Source organism: Flavobacterium sp. CF108 (genome assembly GCF_900129795.1).
GTDB lineage: Bacteria > Bacteroidota > Bacteroidia > Flavobacteriales > Flavobacteriaceae > Flavobacterium.
In genome coordinates this window covers 896,434-913,286 of sequence record NZ_FQWW01000001.1, presented here as the reverse complement: position 1 = coordinate 913,286, position 16,853 = coordinate 896,434, and the positions used below count along the sequence as shown (strand labels likewise).

Below are 16,853 nucleotides of genomic sequence, written 5' to 3'. Positions count from 1 at the left end.
TAAAAAAATAAATTATGGATTTTGAAAAAATAAAGCCAATTGAATTAATGCAACGAGCAATTTTGGCTCAATCAGGAGGATTTCAAGCAAGAGCAGTAAGCGCAACGAGACCAAAATGGGATGATATGATAAACAATTATCCCAATAGCTCAGTTGATGTGATTACGTTATATAATGAAATTGGAAATGGTTTGTATGAAATGCTTCAAAAAAATAGTGCATGGGAAAATACTTGTGCTTTTAGAATGAGTAAGGGTTTAAATTATAGTGGGTTTAAATTGCCATATAATAATTTTAAATATAGAGCTACAGGTACAAGTGGAGGAGTACATATAGGGAAAGATAAATTAAACTACTGGTATAGAGTACGTGAATTAGCAACATATTTAATAGATCATTTAGGAAGCCCAGAAATAGACATTAAATTGGATAAATTACAAATTCCAAATGCATTGAAGAAAAATACTGGATTAACTCTTTTCGAATGGCAACAAATAAAAACAAATAAAAACAAAATATCGGATATTGATTGGAAAAGATTAAAAACAATAAAAGGGATTATTACGTTTGATGTTTCAGGTTGGAATGATGCTTCTGGTCACTTCACATTATGGGACGGTAAAAATTTAATTTATCCTGGAGGACCAGAGCACGATGATCCAACAAATGATAAATATTATTTTAGTATGATATATCCAATAAAAAAGAAAAATGGTGATTTAGATTTGGTACAAACAAATAGAGTAAGGATATGGGAACTAAAGTAATAAAATCAATTATTTTCTCAAAAATTTTCCTAATTAGCATAATATGTTTTTCTCAAACTACAGATGATAAACTAAAATATTTAAAAAAGTATTCTTATTGTCATTGTATTTATATTAACAATGTCAAGTTTGATATTAAATATTTAAATGATAAATTTCAAATAAGCGATAAATCGAAAAATGAATTTATTGATTTGGGGAAAATTACAGAACTAAACAATCAGGAAATAAGAAGTTTTACAGAAAAGATGACTGAGAATTTTTTTTCTATTGAAAGTCCTTATTATTCTGAAAGTGGGAGCAGTAATTTAATTACAAGTATGTGTCTAGAATTTTATGAATCAAAAGAGTTAGATAATTTTATTAGAAAAATGCTTAAAATTAAAACAAAAAAGAAGAATAACATTCGTTAATATAACGAAAGTATGTGAAATTGCTGTGGGTTCATAACAAGTGCGGGCTTCCCGCTCGTGAAACTAAGGTTTTAACAAAAAGAATAAAAAACAAGTTTTATGTTCACGAGCGGGACGCTCGCGCAAGCAGGGGAAATGCTTCTGGACATTTTACTTTGTGGAATGGTACGAATTTAATTTATCCTGGAGAAGCTCAGCATAATGATCCAACTAGTCCGTATTATTATTTTAAAATGAAATATGAGGTTTTTGATCCTAATAAAAATAAAACAATTATTATACAAACAGACGAAATAAAACTTTGGGAATTAAAATAGGATAAATAAATGGAAAAATATTTTTTAATGATATTTATATGTTTTACAAAAACGTATGGACAATACAAAATATCAAATATTAAAAAATTTGCTTTTAATCAATGTGTTATTTTAAATTATAGTAAGATAGATTCAACTTTTTATAATAATTTAAATGATGTATCTACAGTTCAGTTTTCTATAAATGGCCTTTTTTTTGAAGATGAGTTGTTGAAAAATAAAATAATAGATTATACTATTAATACAACTAGTTCTTATTATTCTCAAAAAAATAATCTGCATTTTGAAACTGGAGATAAAAATATCATTTTTTGTAAATGTTTTGATTTTTACGAATCCAAAGAATTGGATAGTTATATAAAAAAAATAGTAGGTATTAATAATAAAAAGAAGATTATTAATAAGAAAAAATAACATTTGGAATGTTTCAATGGGTATGGAAACAAACAGGCCAGATGGATTTACTTCAATGAAACGTACAATAATTGCAGACAACGCATAAACGCAAACCAAATGAAGCACAAAATAATTACAGTAATAACATTTATTCTAATTACGCAATTTAGTGCGTGTCAAAAGAAAGTAAACATGAGCGAAGAAAAATTTGATTGGGACGGAATGGCTTGCACCCCAAAAGGTTACCCCGTAGTAGTATTATCGCCAAATGTATTTTATTCGAGCGGAGGCAAATACATAACCCTGATTCCAAACATGAGTGATACTGGAGGGTCAAATTGGACGGGCTCTGCCCGTAGTTGGTCCAGTCAGCCAAGTCCCGCACCAGATCATGTGAGTATTGTATGGTATGCACCAACCGAGATGAAAATTTATGAAGGAGAATTTGCGTTGCCACAACAAAAAATCTACAATTTATTTAAAAAAGGGTATATGAACTATGGCATTCCAATTGAATCTAAAGATGGAAAAGAAACCCTGCATTGGGAAACCTATAATTCCCTTACGGTAGGATTAGCCCCAAAAGGGATGGTGGTAGTATGGATGGATGGTCAGAACAAAATAGAAATTGGGAGGTATCAAGCTAAAGAACTAGATAGAAAGGAGGCCAATGAAGTATATAAAGCCCATTTTAAATCAAGTGGAGATATGCCTGAGGCTGTGCTTGAAAAAGAGCTACTATCCAGAGCGGTTCCGCCAGAAGTACGGGAGATAATTAAACAAGGAAAAATAAGCTGTAAGCAATGGGATGATTACAGACTGCGGTACAACTGGAAAGTAGAGTTAAGCAAACCATTAGAAATGTATAAATATTATATTGGCTTTTTTAATAGTGAATATTCAGGTTATCTGCCTCCTAAAGTAAGTCAGGAGAAATTTAACAAAATTATACTAGAGCCTGGCAATAAAGTAGTTCCAAATTATATAGGAATGTATGTAACAGCCTCAAACAAGAGCAATTACTTGATTAGAATAGAAACACTCGATGAGCAGGAAACCATTGAAGCTTTCAAAAAACTGGAAGAGGCAAGCCCAAAAGCAGTTATAACCGTTTTTATAACAATCGATGACGATTTTAAAAATTTTACAGTGGTTTTAAAAAATGACAAAAAGGAAATCAAACTCGAAAAGGCGCTTTTTACGATTATTTACTTTAGATAAAAGTAATGACTTGAAGAATCAGATATAATTTGTTGTATGGACAAGCAATAGAATAATTTTACAAAAAGTCATGGGAGCTGATAATGGCTCTTTGAGTATGGAACCTGCAAAAGATTTAAAACGTAAAACGTTTTAACAATTTTATATAAACGCGTAAATTTTGAATAGATAATTTCAAAGAAATTTCAAAATTTAAATAAGCAAAATTCGACTAATAAATGAAAAAGTATTTTCTGATAATTTTAATTATATTAACAAATACAGTATTTGCGCAACAAAATTTGATGAGTAAAATTACTTCTGGAAGATATACTCATAGTAGTGGAGGTATTTATATTTATGATGATGGTACATTTGTATTGTTTGGTTATGCTACACTTGTATTGGGAAACTATACAATTAAAAACAATCAAATTAATTTTACACCGACAATTCCTAAACAAGCCTTTACAGTTTTGGGCAGAAGGAATATGCATATAAAAAAAGGAATACAACTCACTTTTAATAGTGATTTCATAAACGATGGGCCAACTTATATAAAATTTGATAACGATAGTTTAATTCCTATTGCTTGCGATAACTTTTCAGGTGGCGATGCTTATTATACAGCCAATCTTGATTATTACCCTATAACAATAAGTCTAGTACAAAATAGATCCAGTAATTTATATCAATTTAATACTAACATCTTTAATTTAGACAGTAACTATAATGAATATCTATTATTTTACCAAAAAACAATTATTGAACAAAAACCATTTTCAGCAAGTTTAGTTACCGAAAAAGGTGAGATGATTTTAGAATCACATTGGGGGAAGTTTGTAAAACAGATAAATGAAAGAGATGAAGAGTGGGAAAAATTTTTGATAAATTTTAAAAAGCAACAAGAACTAAACAAAAATACAGCTGTTTTCTACTTTAATGATCAGTTTAAATCTGCTAATGGTTTTAATCAGCTTTCTGAAGAGTTTTCGATTTTTGATATTAATAATTATGTGTTGGATGATGCTTCAAATAAATTCATCCGTAAAGATATTTATCGAAAAGGTAAAGATTATAGTAATGCAGTGGTATCAGAATATCATGAAGAAAGTATCATACTAAAATTCGAAAATGTTGAGGTATCAAAAAAAACAGAAACTAATTTTAACGAAATAGTAATAGGATCTAATGCTTTATTTGTAAACGATAAAAAAAATAATAATATAAAACAACAAGAAGAAGCTGTTGAGATACAAGAAGAACCTGCTGAAACAAACATGCTAGAAATAACGAAGAAAAAAAAATAAGTATTGTTATAAAAATCAAAAAAGTTAAAACTAAAATTTAGATAATAGTTATATAAACTTATATTCAAAAACGAAAACAAGTAAAAATAACGTCTTTTTTGCGAAGTGATATTTTAAAAAGTTGTGCAAATATCCTAACTGGTGCGAGCGTTCCGCTCAGGAAACTAAAGTTTTTACAAAAAGGATAAAAACAAGTTTATCATGTCCCAAAATAAGTTTACACAAAAGCGTAAAAATAAATAAACTTTTTTGCGGTAGAGACAATAAAACTTCGCAAGTTTTTTATTGTATTTGAATTATTTAAAATCACAATGTCAATATATTCACTCAAATTAAATATAAAGATCAAATTAATCTTTATTGCCTTATACTTATCCAGCTGTACTCAAAACACTTTTTCGGGGTACGTACATGATTTTGACTCAAACAAACCCATTAAAAATGTCAAGATCAATATCAATGGAAACAGCACGCAGACAGACAGCACAGGTTACTTCAGTCTGAATGTAAAATCAAAATCAAATTGTATTATCAATTTAAAAAGAGAAGGTTACGAAAATAAAAAGGTATATAGAAAACCTGACCTTTCTAAACGCGATACTATACAAAAAAACAAGAATACAACCATTTATATGTTTAGAAACGACAGCGAGTTTTTGACAAAATAAATTAAATAGGTTTTAGGCAGATGAAAATGCATTTCAATTACACTGAAAAATGATATTATGAGACAAGAACGAATAAAAGACAGAGTATTAAAAAGAGCCGCAAGATCTTGGGGGTTTTCAGATGTTGAAATGGAAACATCTTTTGATCCTGTAGTATCGATGATGCTAAATGCATTATCGTATGAATTGGAAAAAATTGCCCATGAACTCGAAGATTCTAAAACTCGTGTAGTCGAAAGGGTTTTAGAAATTATGTTTCCGGAAGTTACATCTGGAGCAAAACCCGCAAGAGCAATTTTGCATGCATTGCCAATAGAAAATAATATAAAAGTTTCTGTACAAAATCAAATGACGGCAAATAGAAGAATTCATAATATTTATAATCCGCTGGCACCAATTACAAAAGAGATAGCACTTGCTCCAACTCTCGAAGTGAAATTGTCTGCCTGCGAAGTAAAATACATTGCTTATGAAAGAAATCTATATCAAATCTCCAACCTTTTTTATAAAGATCTTGTTAGAGATTACAATCATACTTTACCATCAGGAGAAATTGTTTTAGGAATTGAATTAAGCGGTGAAAAAGTCGTAGATCTTGAAGATTTAATGCTCTACATCGATATTAAAAACACACACCAGAAAGAAATGTTTCATTATTATTTAAAACAAATGAAATGCTTTCTTGACGATAAAGAGATATCTGTAAAAGAAGGATACAATGTTCCCCTTAACAATCTGGATATTGAAGGTATTATCAATCACAATTATTCTAATCTTAGTGAGGTAATGCAGGAAGTAAATGAGTTTTACTTTGATAATTTTTATACATTAAAAGGAATTTTAAAATATAAAAATATAAAAGAATACGCTGCTGAATACAAACCTTTTGAAGAAGTAGCAACTAAAAATGATAAATCAGTGATTTGGATAAAAATGATATTCCCAGAATCATTAGTGCCTCAAATAATTGATAATGTTTCTTTTACAGCAAACTGTATTCCTGTAATCAACAAAAAAAAGCACAATCTAACCAAAACGCTGGATACATTTTTATCCTATATAGCTTTAGATACAAAAAATGATGTTTTTCTTGATATAGATACTGTTGTTGACGGACTTAACAGACGTTACGAAATAAAGGAATTTAAAGAAGGTATTCTGGAAGAAGGAAATGCAGTATTAAGAACGGGAGGAGTCTCCAGATTTGATTCCAGAACAGCTTCAGAATTATTGCAAAATGTTTTGGATTTATTAAAAGATGAAAGTTCCTCTTTTGCAGGTTTAGGAAAAGATTTTATGAACAGTTCATTAATTGAAATCAATCAGTTATTAGCTTCAGTAGAGCAGCAGGCAAAAGAAAGCAGTTTTTCTAAAAATAATGATCCTTATTTAATGATTAAGCCTAAAGCAGATGAATCAATAGGGAAGTCATTCAAGATTAGTTATTGGTCAACATGTGCCGAAGAAGGAAATGATATCAAGGCAGGAACAGTTTTGGAGTGTAAAGACGATTTATTTTTTGTAAGTCAGATTACAACTCTTATGACAAATACAGTTGGCGGATTGAACAAACAAAACAATAAGGATCGAATTTTGGCCTACAGAAATGCCTTATTGACGCGAGGCAGAATCGTAACTTTTGCAGATATCAAAGCCTTTGGATTTAACCATTTTAAAAATTCAATTGAAGATATTCGAATAGAAAAAGGAACAAGAAAAGAAATATCGGTAAAAGCTGGCTTTAGTCGAACTGTGGATATTTACATAAAAACAAACTCCGAAGAAAAACAGCATTTATCCAGCGCCGAATGGGATTATTTATGCGATAGTTTTATGAAAAATCTTAAAAATAGATCTTCAAATGTATTTCCGTATCGTTTGTTTATAGATAATTAGAATTTAAAGGTTTGAATAAATTTCAAACCTTTTTTATTTAAAAAGCTGATTCAAATTAACCTCTTTTTTCTCTCTCAACTTTTTCACAATTTTCAAAAACGCAATAGCAGTAATATAAGCATCACCCAAAGCAGTATGACGGTCTTTCTTTGAAATATCAAATTTATCTGCAAGATCATCAAGTGTATAATGATCTTTACGCTCAAACAAATGAGATTTAATCAAAGTTCTTTTATATAAATAAGCCGTATCTAAAGTTTTGTTAGAAAGTTGAGGTAAATTATTTCTTTCCAATGCTTTATTAATCATAGTGACATCAAAAATGGTGTGATGCGCAATGATAACTGAATCTCCAAGAAAAGATAAAAATTGTTCTAAAGCCTCTAATTCAGAAGGGCGTTTGATAATAAAATCTCTTAAAATCCCATGAATCTGAGCTGTAGATTTATCGTAATGATCTTGCTGCAGATAAATCTCAAAACTATCCTGAACCGAGATTATTCCGTTTTGAAGAACTAGGGCACCAATACATAAAATACGATCATTTTCATAATCAAATCCGGTCGTTTCAGTATCAAGAACAACAAAACGGGTTTCTTCGATTGTGATATTTTCATCGAAGAGATTTTCTTCTTTTTTCCAAAAATTAAATAAACCCATTGCTATACCAAATTTGAAATATTGAAACGCACCGAAATAAGTTCCTGAAGTTCTTTAATCGTTTTAAAAGTACGTTTTAGTTTAATTTTTTCCATTTTTGATAGAGATTCCAAAGCAATAAACTGTCCTGAATCATGATGTAAAAGTCCTTGCTTCGTTCTAAATTTCAATAAAGCTTTAAACGAATAGGAACATGATAAATACAGTTCTCTATTATTTGGCTCCAGTTCCGCCAATTTCTCAAAACGCTCTGCAGTATTACTGATAGATTTAACAGAATGTGATAAAATTAAAACACGTGCAGCATCAGTTAAAGGCATTAAAGCTCTTCTTTTAATGTCAAAATTATCTTTGTTTGCACCGTCTTGTTCAACTAAAAATTGCCTAAAAAAACCGGTAGGAGATGGGCTTTGTAAAGCACCACTAACCAAATGCATATAAAAAATAGGATTTGCTTTTACATTTTCAAAAATGGAATCTGATAATTGACTCACTATTTCAGTATCTCCATAAGTTCTACTGTAATCAAAGAAAATAAAAGAAAGTAAAACTTCATTTTTTCCCGGATTCGTAATCCAATGATGCACTTGACTTTTCCATTCATCAAGGCTCATACACCATTTTGGGTTTGAAGCCATCATTTCGGCAGGACAGTAATCGTAACCAATATCAAAAAGCCCTTTATTGACAAGAGCGGCAAATTTTAAAAAGTAAATTCGGGTTTCATCCCTAAAAACTTCATTTACATTTTCATAAACAATCGCATTATCTTGGTCGGTATGCAGCATTTGTTCGCCTCGTCCCTGACTTCCCAGTGCGAGCCATGCAAACTTAACCGGCGGCGGACTGCTCATTTTTTCTAAGCAAATTTCAATAACGCGTGTAGTGCAGGCTTCATTCAGTTCTGTTATGATTTTAGCAATCAAAGTCATCGGAATATTTTGATCTAAATACCCTTGAAGTAATTGCATAATTCGATTTCTGATAGGTTTTATTTCCTTCGTTTTTTTAGCTCTTTTCAAAGCTTTAATCAAAACAGCTGGATTATTTCCTAAAGCCACCATTACATCATGTTTTGATAAAATTCCGACTGCTTTAGTATTTACAGTTCCATCTTTGGTAAGGCATAAATGGCTGATATTACTTTTCATCATTGCCATTTGTGCCTCAGTAACGGTCATTTTTTTAGGATACGTAATAACCGGTTTCGTCATTATGGTTTCAGCAGTCGTAGTTATAGGGAAATCTCCGGTAACAATTTTATTTCGAAGATCTTTATCTGTCAAAATACCAATTGGAAGCATTTCATCAACAATTAATATAGCGCCTACTTTTTTCTTATTCATGATCCTGGCAATTTCCTTAACTGTTGTTGACGGACTGCAGGTCACAATTTTTTTTGAATATTTAATTGGTGCTAAATCAAATGAATCATTTCCCGAATGACGATTTTCATTTAGTAAATCATCATCACCATATAATTTATCTTTGTGAATATCTGAATACGGATTTCGGGTATTCGAAGCATAACTTTCAATCAGGAAATTACCAACATTTCTATTTTCTAATGCATAAGGTTTAAAAACTGCGATTGGAATAGCATACAGAATGCTTTCTTCATGTGCTACAGCTTCCATAATATAATTTTCCTGTGCCAAAAGCGGACGCAATCCAAAAATGTCACCTTCGTCACACATATCCAGAACTGTATTTTTTGTGCTTTTCTTTAAGGCAACTGCACCTTTGTGTACCACATAAAAAGAATCGTGTGTTTGGTCATTTTCGGCAAAAATAACGGCATCTTTATCTTTGTAAACAATAGAAATTTGCTCCGAAAGTTTCTCCAGATCCTTTGGATGCAGGAAATTAAACGGCGGATAGTTTTTTAAAAAGTCAGCAACTCTTTGCGAAATGGTATTTTTCATTTGGTTAGATTAGAGTTCTAAAATACTATTTAAAAACATAAACGTGAAACAAACACTAAAGTTTATTTTGTGAAAAAGATACAAAGGCGCATAGGTGCAAAGAGGCAAAGTTTTTTTAGCTTTTAGAATAAAAAACTTCGAGTCTTAGCGCCTTTGCGGCATAAAAAAAAGCCCCAACTGTGGGACTTTAATTTTATTATTCAACTTTGAAAACCTTTCCGCGTTGTTTTTCTTCAGAACCTACCATTCCAAATTCAAACGTATAAGAATCTTTCGCAGTCGTTAAAATCTTCATGCTGATTGCTTTTTCTTCGGCCATATTTTTTGGATGCTTTTTCTGTAAAATATATTCGCAGTCGCTTACCCAGCGTATTGTAGCGGTATCTGTTTTTCCGTCAAAAGTTTCAATTTCGATGCTGTCTTTACGTTCAAAAAAAGTCGTTTTTTTAACGCCGTTTACTTCAAACTCGAATTTGAATTTTCCGTTTTTAAAATCTTTACAATTGTGTTCAGCATTATAACAGGATACCAAAGTCAGTACCGGGAATAAGAATAGTATTTTTTTCATTTTTTTATGCTTTAAGCAATAGGCCTTAAGCTTTGGGTAATAAGCAGTTTTGCTTATTGCATACAGCTTAAAGCTTATGGCTTTTATTATTTCAATCTTTTTAATTCATCATCAGTAAAGTTCTTGATTTCTTTTTCTTTGGCAAACTTTTCGGCGTTATAATTTCCCGATTTATTCTTCGGAATTGATAAGCTTTCCCAAGAACTATTTTTTAATTGTTTGGCATAAAAAACAATCTGCCCAACATGATAAGGATAATGTGCCAGCTGTCGATTTATGGCTTCAATAACGGTGTGGCCTTCATTGCGGATATAAATAATGTCTGAAAGCTGCTCAGGTTTTAAACTGTTCAAAGCATTTTCTAAACAATCCCAGCCTTTGTTCCAAATTTCAAGAACTTCTTCTTTAGATTGTAAATCATTTTCAAACTCAGAGTCGCGGTTTCTCCATTCTTTTTCACCGTCAGACGTTAAAAAATCAGTCCATCGCGAAAGCATATTACCAGAAATATGTTTTATAATCGTTGCAATGCTGTTGGTATCTTCATTAATAGAAACAAAAAGCTGATCTTGTTCTAATTGCTCAATTGCTTTTTCGCCAAGCATTTTATAATACAAAAACTGCTTTTTAACGCTTTCTAAATAAGATTCATCAATTTTCATAAGATGGAATTATTTGTTTTTTTCGCCACGAATTTCACGAATTGGCACGAATTAAAATTTAAACATTTTCTATGAAAAAATTAGTGTAAATTCGTGGAATTTGTGGCGAAAAATTATACGATTTTAATGTCATATTTATCTAAAAGTCCCACAATTCCCTGAGTCGAAAATTGTGCTTTTCGCATCGCGTTAAATTCAGGATCGATTTTATAATTGTAAGCAGTTCTAAAATCAACTGCAGCTAATTGTGTTTCATTAAAAATAGCGCCATCTAAATTGCAATCATCAAAAACAGAACTTGTTAGATTTGTTCCAACAAAAGTTACTTCACGAAGAGACGAATTTATAAACTTAGTTTTTGGCATTTTTTTGTTTGAAAATATAGCATAATCCAATGTACATTCTTCAAAATGAACCTGAAATAAAAAATCATCACATTCGTGGAAAGCGATTCCGAGAAGTTTACAGTTTTTGAAAGTTACATTTTTTAAACTCGTTCCTGCCAAACTTGTCATGGACAGATTACAATCAATAAACTCACAATCTAAGAAACTATTAGAATTAAAATTACTGTTCGAAAAATCACAGTTTTTAAAAACACAATCTTCAAACTCCCGATTGTTTATTTTTTTATCGATATAAATAACTTTCTCGAATGTTTTTTGAATGTGAATTATTTCTTCCATTTTTATATTATATTATAATTCTTTGAAAATATTATTTCTTTAGCTTGATTTTCAGTATAGATATTTCCTTCTTTAATACTTCTAAGAGAATTTTCTATGTCTAAATTGTAAGAATCTGAAGAACGAATCATTGAATAATTAATCGACTCAAGAAGGTTCTTTATTTTCTTAATTGTATTAGGATTTTTTATTTTATCAATTTCTTGATGTATCCATTGAAGATCTTTTTCTATATCCATTGAAAAGAATTTAGAATGGAAAACTTAGTCATTAAACAAAGCTTTCATAATGATTCTCAGTCCTAAAAAAATCAAAAGCATAGAACTCAAACAAGCCACAATTCCAATTCCAAGAACTAAATAATGCCAATTAGTATGTTGATTCATAAATGCATTATAAATCAACGACGGCCCAAGAAACATTAAAGGCAGAGCGCCAGTTAAATACTTAATTCCTTTTCCTAATAATTGTTTGTTTGTACTCATTTTAAAATTTGTTTCAAGTTTAAAGTTTTCTTTGTTTCAAGTTTGAAAACCTTTGCGAACTCAGCCTTCTTTGATTTAAACTTTGCGAACTTTGCGTTAAAATTCTACAGAAATTAAGCGTTATAATTATCAACAGCATTCCTAACGCTGCCATATTTCTTCAATAATTCAGAAGCCTCTTCATACGAAACAGGAATTTCTCCCATAATCATTTTCACGCCGCGATCAACCAATTTGATATTACTCAACTGCATATCGACCATTTTGTTTCCTTTTACTTTTCCAAGCTGAATCATTGCTGCAGTCGAAATCATGTTTAAAACCAGTTTCTGAGCAGTTCCGGCTTTCATTCTCGAACTTCCGGTAACAAATTCTGGCCCAACTACAACTTCAATTGGGAATTTTGCTGTCAGCGCTAACGGACTTCCCGCATTATTTGTAATACAGCCCGTTAAAATATTATTTTGATTACAAGTTGCTAAACCGCCAATAACATACGGAGTAGTTCCAGAAGCTGCAATTCCTATTACGACATCATTTGCACCAATATTATGTGCTTGTAAATCAATCCAGGCTTGTGTTGCGTTGTCTTCGGCATTTTCTACTGCGCGGCGAATTGCAGTGTCACCACCGGCAATAATTCCGTTTACTAAATCAAACGGAACGCCAAAAGTAGGAGGACATTCTGAGGCATCAACAACGCCTAAACGTCCGGATGTTCCTGCACCAATATAAAATATTTTACCGCCTAATTTTAGTTTAGCCACAACTTGTGCTACTAAAGCTTCAATTTGCGGTATTGCTTTTTCTACAGCATTAGGAACAGTTTTGTCTTCGTTATTAATATTAGTCAGCAGTTCGTGAACTGACATTTTCTCTAAATGTTCGTATTTTGAAGATTGTTCGGTTGTTTTTGTAAAGGTCATTTTTTGTCGAAATAGTTATCCTCCAAAATTAAACTTTTTTATCGCAAATTGGGAAAAAATTAGACGGTAAAGCCGCTAAGTTTTAAAAACTTTTTCAGGTGATTTTGTTTTAGATCAAACCACTTTATAAATCTTGTTAAAAGAACTAAAATATTATATTTGTTAAATAATGAAAGTTAAATGGATAAATTAGATTTATTGCAGGGGATTGGCAGAATATCGGTTTTTGTGTCTTTACTGCTCGCTTTTTTTTTATTTACGGTCAAGACCGAGAATAAATTGGCTAACCGCTTATTTGCCTGGTTTTTTATTTTTTCAGCCGTAGATCTTAGCGGCTTTTTCATTGAAGCGACTACTCGTAGAGAACTAAATTTTGAGATTTTTAGATCGACAACTTGTTTGTTTGAAATGCCTTTGTTTTACCTTTTTGTACTTGCTGTTTGTTATTCTGATTTTAGATTAAAATGGAAACATTTACTTCATTTACTGCCTTTTATAATTGTCAATTTAGTTTTTATTCCGAGAATTTATCTGAGCGTAGATGTAGACAAAGATACTTTCGCTTCGGGACTTAATTTAATGCCGGAGATTTACTTTATCCAGATTTTAGTTGAATGTCAATATGCATTTTATATTGTATCTGTGTTTTTGATTGTGAAAAAGTACAGAGAAATCTATTTAGAAAATTATGCAAACGCAAGCACAGCGACTTATAAATGGCTTTTTCAAATTACATGCGTATTTCTAACGGCACATATTATTGTAGCATTAAAAAATCTATTGCGTTACAGTGGTTTCAGTGAAATATTTCTGTGGGCAAATGTTCTTGTGGGGACCATTGCTTTATTTATCACTTGTTGGTTTATAATGAAAGCTTTAAATCATCCTGAACTTTTTAGAGGGGTTAATTCAAAACTGAAATTAACTAAAGACATTCTGCCGGAAATTGAAGAAAAACCAGAATTAGCAAATGCTCAAAACGATTTGATCAATACTCAAATAACGACTTTGAAACAATATATGACCGAGAAAGAACCCTTTCTTGATCCGTCGCTTACCATTCAGGAATTGGCAAACCAAATTGATATTCCCGTTCGGGATTTATCAATTTTGATTAATCACCAAATGGATCAGCATTTTTTTGACTTTGTGAATGAATATCGCATTCAAAAAGCGATGCATATTTTAAAAGATCAGTCTAAAAGTCAGCTTACTGTTTTAGAAATTTTATACGAAGTAGGTTTTAACTCTAAATCTTCGTTTAATACTTCTTTCAAAAAATATACAAATTTAACGCCTACGGCTTACCGAAACGCTTCATAATAAGTAGTTTGTAAAAAGTCGTACTTCGTGCTTAATAAAGTCGAACCAATTTCCTAAGTAGAAATTGGTTCGACTTTTTTTTGTCGGTCGCGTATGGAGATTTTCTAAGGCAACTTTGCTTCAAATTAATCGAAACAAGTTTAAAAATTAGAAATCATGAAAAAAGCAAATCTCCTTATCTTTTTACTATTGCCTTTATTTTGTTTAGCACAAGCATCATTTAAATTGAAAGGAAACATAACCAGCGAAACAACTTCATTAGAATGGGCAGATGTTTCAATCATAAATTCTGAAGGAAAAATTATTGATGGAACGACAACTAAAAACGACGGCTATTTTGAGTTCAATCTTAAAAAAGGATCTTATAAAATAGGAATTAATCTTTTGGGATTTACAGATTATGAAAAAGAGATTTCAATTGAAAAGGATACTGATTTAGGAATAATTATTTTGAAAGAAAGTGCCACTAATTTAGTAGAGGTTGTTATTCAATCAAAAAATAAAACTGTGGAACAGAAAACAGATCGTTTGGTTTATAATATTGAAAAGAATGTTACAACGGTTGGCAGCGATGCTTTAAGCGCTATTAATACGGCGCCGGGAGTTGTGGTAAAAAATGACATGATTACGATTTTAGGAAAAGGAACTTCCAGAGTTATGATTGACGGTAGAATGATTGAATTGGCAGGCGAGGAATTGAATAATTTTTTAAAATCTATTTCGGCAAGTGATATTAAAAATATTGAAATTATAAGTAATCCGCCGGCAAAATATGAAGCAGAAGGAGCAGGAGGATTAATCAATATTATTATGAAAAAAGGAATGCGTGATTCCTGGAAAAATACAACGACGGTTTCTTACGACCAAAATAAATACGGAATTTATACTTTGAGGGATAATTTCTTTTATAACAAAAATAAATTTAGATTTTCTGCCAGTGTAAATGGAAAAACGGGTTATAAAAATGCTGATGAATCTTTAGAAATGTATTTTCCCGACGGACTTTCGGTTATGAAAAGTGAAACGAAAGTAAAAAATGAAAATCTTTCAGGAAAATTGGCTTTAGATTATGATTTTTCGGAACGTACAACTTTTGGTTTTCAGTTTTTGAATGACAGAAATAATCCGGATTTTGGATCGGATATTAGAATTGAAAAGTATAATATTCAAAATCAATTAGACAATGTTACGCTGAATGATAGTTATACAGATAAAGGCTCTGGGAATCAAACGTATAATGTGCATTTGATTACTAAACTGGATTCTTTAAATAGAAAGTTATCTTTTGATGTGGATTATTTTAATTACAATTCAAAGTTCGATAGAAGTTTTATTGCTAATAATTATACGCCGGATATGACTTTTGTAGATGTAAATCAGTCGGGAAGAAATATCTCGAATCAGGATATTGATAACTGGAGTTTTAAGGCCGATATGGAACATCCGTTTCAAGCGTTGAATTTATCTTATGGCGCTAAAATGAGCTTTACCAATAGTATAAGCGATGTATTTTATTACAATACAATTTCGGGAACTCCAGAATTAGATCCGAATCAATCTAACCGATTTAAATACACCGAAAATAATCAGGCAGTTTATATTAATGGAGATAAAAAAATGGGTGAAAAATGGAATTTTCAAATGGGATTAAGATTGGAAAATACGCAGACAAATGGTTTTTCTGAAACAATGAATCAGGAAACGGTAAACAATTATTTGAAATTATTTCCAACTGTTTATGCTTCTTACAAGAAAAATGAAAACAATACTTTTAGTTTAAATTACGGAAAAAGAATCAACAGACCTCGTTTTGATTTACTGAATCCGTTTAAGGTTTATATTAATAGTAATAGTTATTCTGAAGGGAATCCGTTTTTAAGACCTTCATTTAGTGATAATTTTGAGTTTGCACATTCTTATAAAGAAATCCTGAGAACTAGTGTTTTTGTTAATGTAGTTACAAATGGTTACGGTGTTTTGTTTACTGCAAATCCAGAAACGAATACACAGGTTGTAACGCGTGAGAATTATTTTAAAAACTTAAATTATGGTATTGGAGAGAGCTATTCGGCCAATTTTACAAAATGGTGGTCAAGTGAAAATTCATTGTACTTTTTGGGAGCAAAAACAGATTTTATAAAAGATTTCGATGCAACGCCGTCAAACAGTTTGCAAATTGATTTTTCGACAAATAATACTTTTATATTAGGTAAAACAACAAAACTGCAAGTTGATTTTAGTTATAGTTCGCCTTTTAAAAGTGGTTTGTATGAAATTGGATATACTTCTAGTTTTGATATTGGCTTTAAACAGGATTTGTTTAATAAAACAATGCAGATTGCATTTTTGGCAAATGATATTTTTAATACGTCTTATTTAAAAGATTTTACTTCGGTTGTAAATGGTGTAAAACAGGTTTACAGCCAAAATGAGAGTAATAGATTCGTTCGTTTGTCTGTTGTTTATAATTTTGGAAACAAGAAGATAAATGTAAAAGAACGCGCTTTTGGAAATCAGGATGAGAAAAAGAGAACGGGGAATTAATTATGAATTATGAATGTTGATATTGTAAAACTTGAAACCTGAAACCTGAAACTTCATTTCGCGTGAGGGATAGGAGCTGGCTACCGAAGTAGCGCGGATAGCCCGGC

Annotated in this window: 18 protein-coding genes; 10 read left to right on the top strand and 8 right to left on the bottom strand. The window is 31.0% G+C overall.

Features of this window, described 5'->3' with window-relative positions; translation table 11 throughout:
* Nucleotides 1-14: 14 nt before the first annotated feature.
* The 8 genes from BUE10_RS04075 to BUE10_RS04040 all read left to right on the top strand — a co-directional run bounded on the left by BUE10_RS04075 (nucleotide 15) and on the right by BUE10_RS04040 (nucleotide 6,967).
* Nucleotides 15-767 (top strand): T6SS effector amidase Tae4 family protein, encoded by a 753-nt coding sequence (locus BUE10_RS04075; protein ID WP_200801707.1) that lies wholly within the window; start codon nucleotides 15-17, stop codon nucleotides 765-767.
* On the top strand, nucleotides 752-1,180 hold the full coding sequence (locus BUE10_RS04070; RefSeq protein WP_073482542.1) for a hypothetical protein: 429 nt from the start codon (nucleotides 752-754) through the stop codon (nucleotides 1,178-1,180). The genes BUE10_RS04075 and BUE10_RS04070 overlap by 16 nt, the downstream gene beginning before the upstream one ends.
* Nucleotides 1,181-1,194: 14 nt before the next feature.
* On the top strand, nucleotides 1,195-1,497 hold the full coding sequence (locus BUE10_RS04065) for a hypothetical protein (protein ID WP_073482540.1): 303 nt from the start codon (nucleotides 1,195-1,197) through the stop codon (nucleotides 1,495-1,497).
* A 9-nt stretch (nucleotides 1,498-1,506) separates the two neighbouring features.
* The gene (locus BUE10_RS04060; protein ID WP_073482539.1) at nucleotides 1,507-1,911 is read left to right on the top strand and encodes a hypothetical protein; all 405 of its coding nucleotides are present in this window, start codon (nucleotides 1,507-1,509) and stop codon (nucleotides 1,909-1,911) included.
* A gap of 99 nt (nucleotides 1,912-2,010) precedes the next feature.
* The gene (locus BUE10_RS04055; protein ID WP_073482537.1) at nucleotides 2,011-3,114 is read left to right on the top strand and encodes a DUF2931 family protein; all 1,104 of its coding nucleotides are present in this window, start codon (nucleotides 2,011-2,013) and stop codon (nucleotides 3,112-3,114) included.
* Between the two features lie 218 nt (nucleotides 3,115-3,332).
* On the top strand, nucleotides 3,333-4,403 hold the full coding sequence (locus BUE10_RS04050) for a hypothetical protein (protein ID WP_073482536.1): 1,071 nt from the start codon (nucleotides 3,333-3,335) through the stop codon (nucleotides 4,401-4,403).
* Nucleotides 4,404-4,714: 311 nt separating this feature from the next.
* Entirely contained in the window at nucleotides 4,715-5,071 is a 357-nt protein-coding gene (locus BUE10_RS04045; RefSeq protein WP_073482534.1) for a carboxypeptidase-like regulatory domain-containing protein, read from the top strand.
* A gap of 57 nt (nucleotides 5,072-5,128) precedes the next feature.
* Nucleotides 5,129-6,967, top strand: coding sequence for a type VI secretion system baseplate subunit TssF (locus BUE10_RS04040; RefSeq protein ID WP_073482532.1), 1,839 nt, complete (start codon nucleotides 5,129-5,131; stop codon nucleotides 6,965-6,967).
* A gap of 33 nt (nucleotides 6,968-7,000) precedes the next feature.
* Here the strand turns inward: BUE10_RS04040 and BUE10_RS04035 are convergent, their stop codons facing one another.
* The 8 genes from BUE10_RS04035 to murQ all read right to left on the bottom strand — a co-directional run bounded on the left by BUE10_RS04035 (nucleotide 7,001) and on the right by murQ (nucleotide 12,879).
* The gene (locus tag BUE10_RS04035) at nucleotides 7,001-7,627 is read right to left on the bottom strand and encodes a 3'-5' exonuclease (RefSeq protein ID WP_073482530.1); all 627 of its coding nucleotides are present in this window, start codon (nucleotides 7,625-7,627) and stop codon (nucleotides 7,001-7,003) included.
* 2 nt (nucleotides 7,628-7,629) lie between these two features.
* Nucleotides 7,630-9,552, bottom strand: a complete 1,923-nt coding sequence (locus BUE10_RS04030; protein WP_073482529.1) for a DUF294 nucleotidyltransferase-like domain-containing protein — start codon at nucleotides 9,550-9,552, stop codon at nucleotides 7,630-7,632.
* Between the two features lie 196 nt (nucleotides 9,553-9,748).
* Entirely contained in the window at nucleotides 9,749-10,120 is a 372-nt protein-coding gene (locus BUE10_RS04025) for a DNA topoisomerase IV (RefSeq protein ID WP_073482527.1), read from the bottom strand.
* 86 nt (nucleotides 10,121-10,206) lie between these two features.
* Nucleotides 10,207-10,782 carry a DUF1572 family protein gene (locus BUE10_RS04020; protein ID WP_073482525.1) on the bottom strand — a complete coding sequence of 192 codons (576 nt, stop codon included), beginning with the start codon at nucleotides 10,780-10,782 and terminating at the stop codon, nucleotides 10,207-10,209.
* A 113-nt stretch (nucleotides 10,783-10,895) separates the two neighbouring features.
* The gene (locus BUE10_RS04015; RefSeq protein ID WP_073482523.1) at nucleotides 10,896-11,468 is read right to left on the bottom strand and encodes a pentapeptide repeat-containing protein; all 573 of its coding nucleotides are present in this window, start codon (nucleotides 11,466-11,468) and stop codon (nucleotides 10,896-10,898) included.
* A gap of 2 nt (nucleotides 11,469-11,470) precedes the next feature.
* The gene (locus tag BUE10_RS04010) at nucleotides 11,471-11,707 is read right to left on the bottom strand and encodes a hypothetical protein (protein WP_073482522.1); all 237 of its coding nucleotides are present in this window, start codon (nucleotides 11,705-11,707) and stop codon (nucleotides 11,471-11,473) included.
* A 24-nt stretch (nucleotides 11,708-11,731) separates the two neighbouring features.
* Entirely contained in the window at nucleotides 11,732-11,953 is a 222-nt protein-coding gene (locus BUE10_RS04005; RefSeq protein ID WP_053473765.1) for a DUF6095 family protein, read from the bottom strand.
* A gap of 113 nt (nucleotides 11,954-12,066) precedes the next feature.
* Nucleotides 12,067-12,879, bottom strand: coding sequence for an N-acetylmuramic acid 6-phosphate etherase (gene murQ, locus BUE10_RS04000; protein ID WP_073482520.1), 813 nt, complete (start codon nucleotides 12,877-12,879; stop codon nucleotides 12,067-12,069).
* 180 nt (nucleotides 12,880-13,059) lie between these two features.
* Between murQ and BUE10_RS03995 the strand changes: the two genes are divergently transcribed.
* Both BUE10_RS03995 and BUE10_RS03990 read left to right on the top strand, forming a co-directional pair.
* Nucleotides 13,060-14,202 carry a helix-turn-helix domain-containing protein gene (locus tag BUE10_RS03995; RefSeq protein ID WP_073482518.1) on the top strand — a complete coding sequence of 381 codons (1,143 nt, stop codon included), beginning with the start codon at nucleotides 13,060-13,062 and terminating at the stop codon, nucleotides 14,200-14,202.
* Nucleotides 14,203-14,358: 156 nt separating this feature from the next.
* Entirely contained in the window at nucleotides 14,359-16,746 is a 2,388-nt protein-coding gene (locus tag BUE10_RS03990; RefSeq protein ID WP_073482516.1) for a TonB-dependent receptor, read from the top strand.
* Nucleotides 16,747-16,853: the final 107 nt, after the last annotated feature.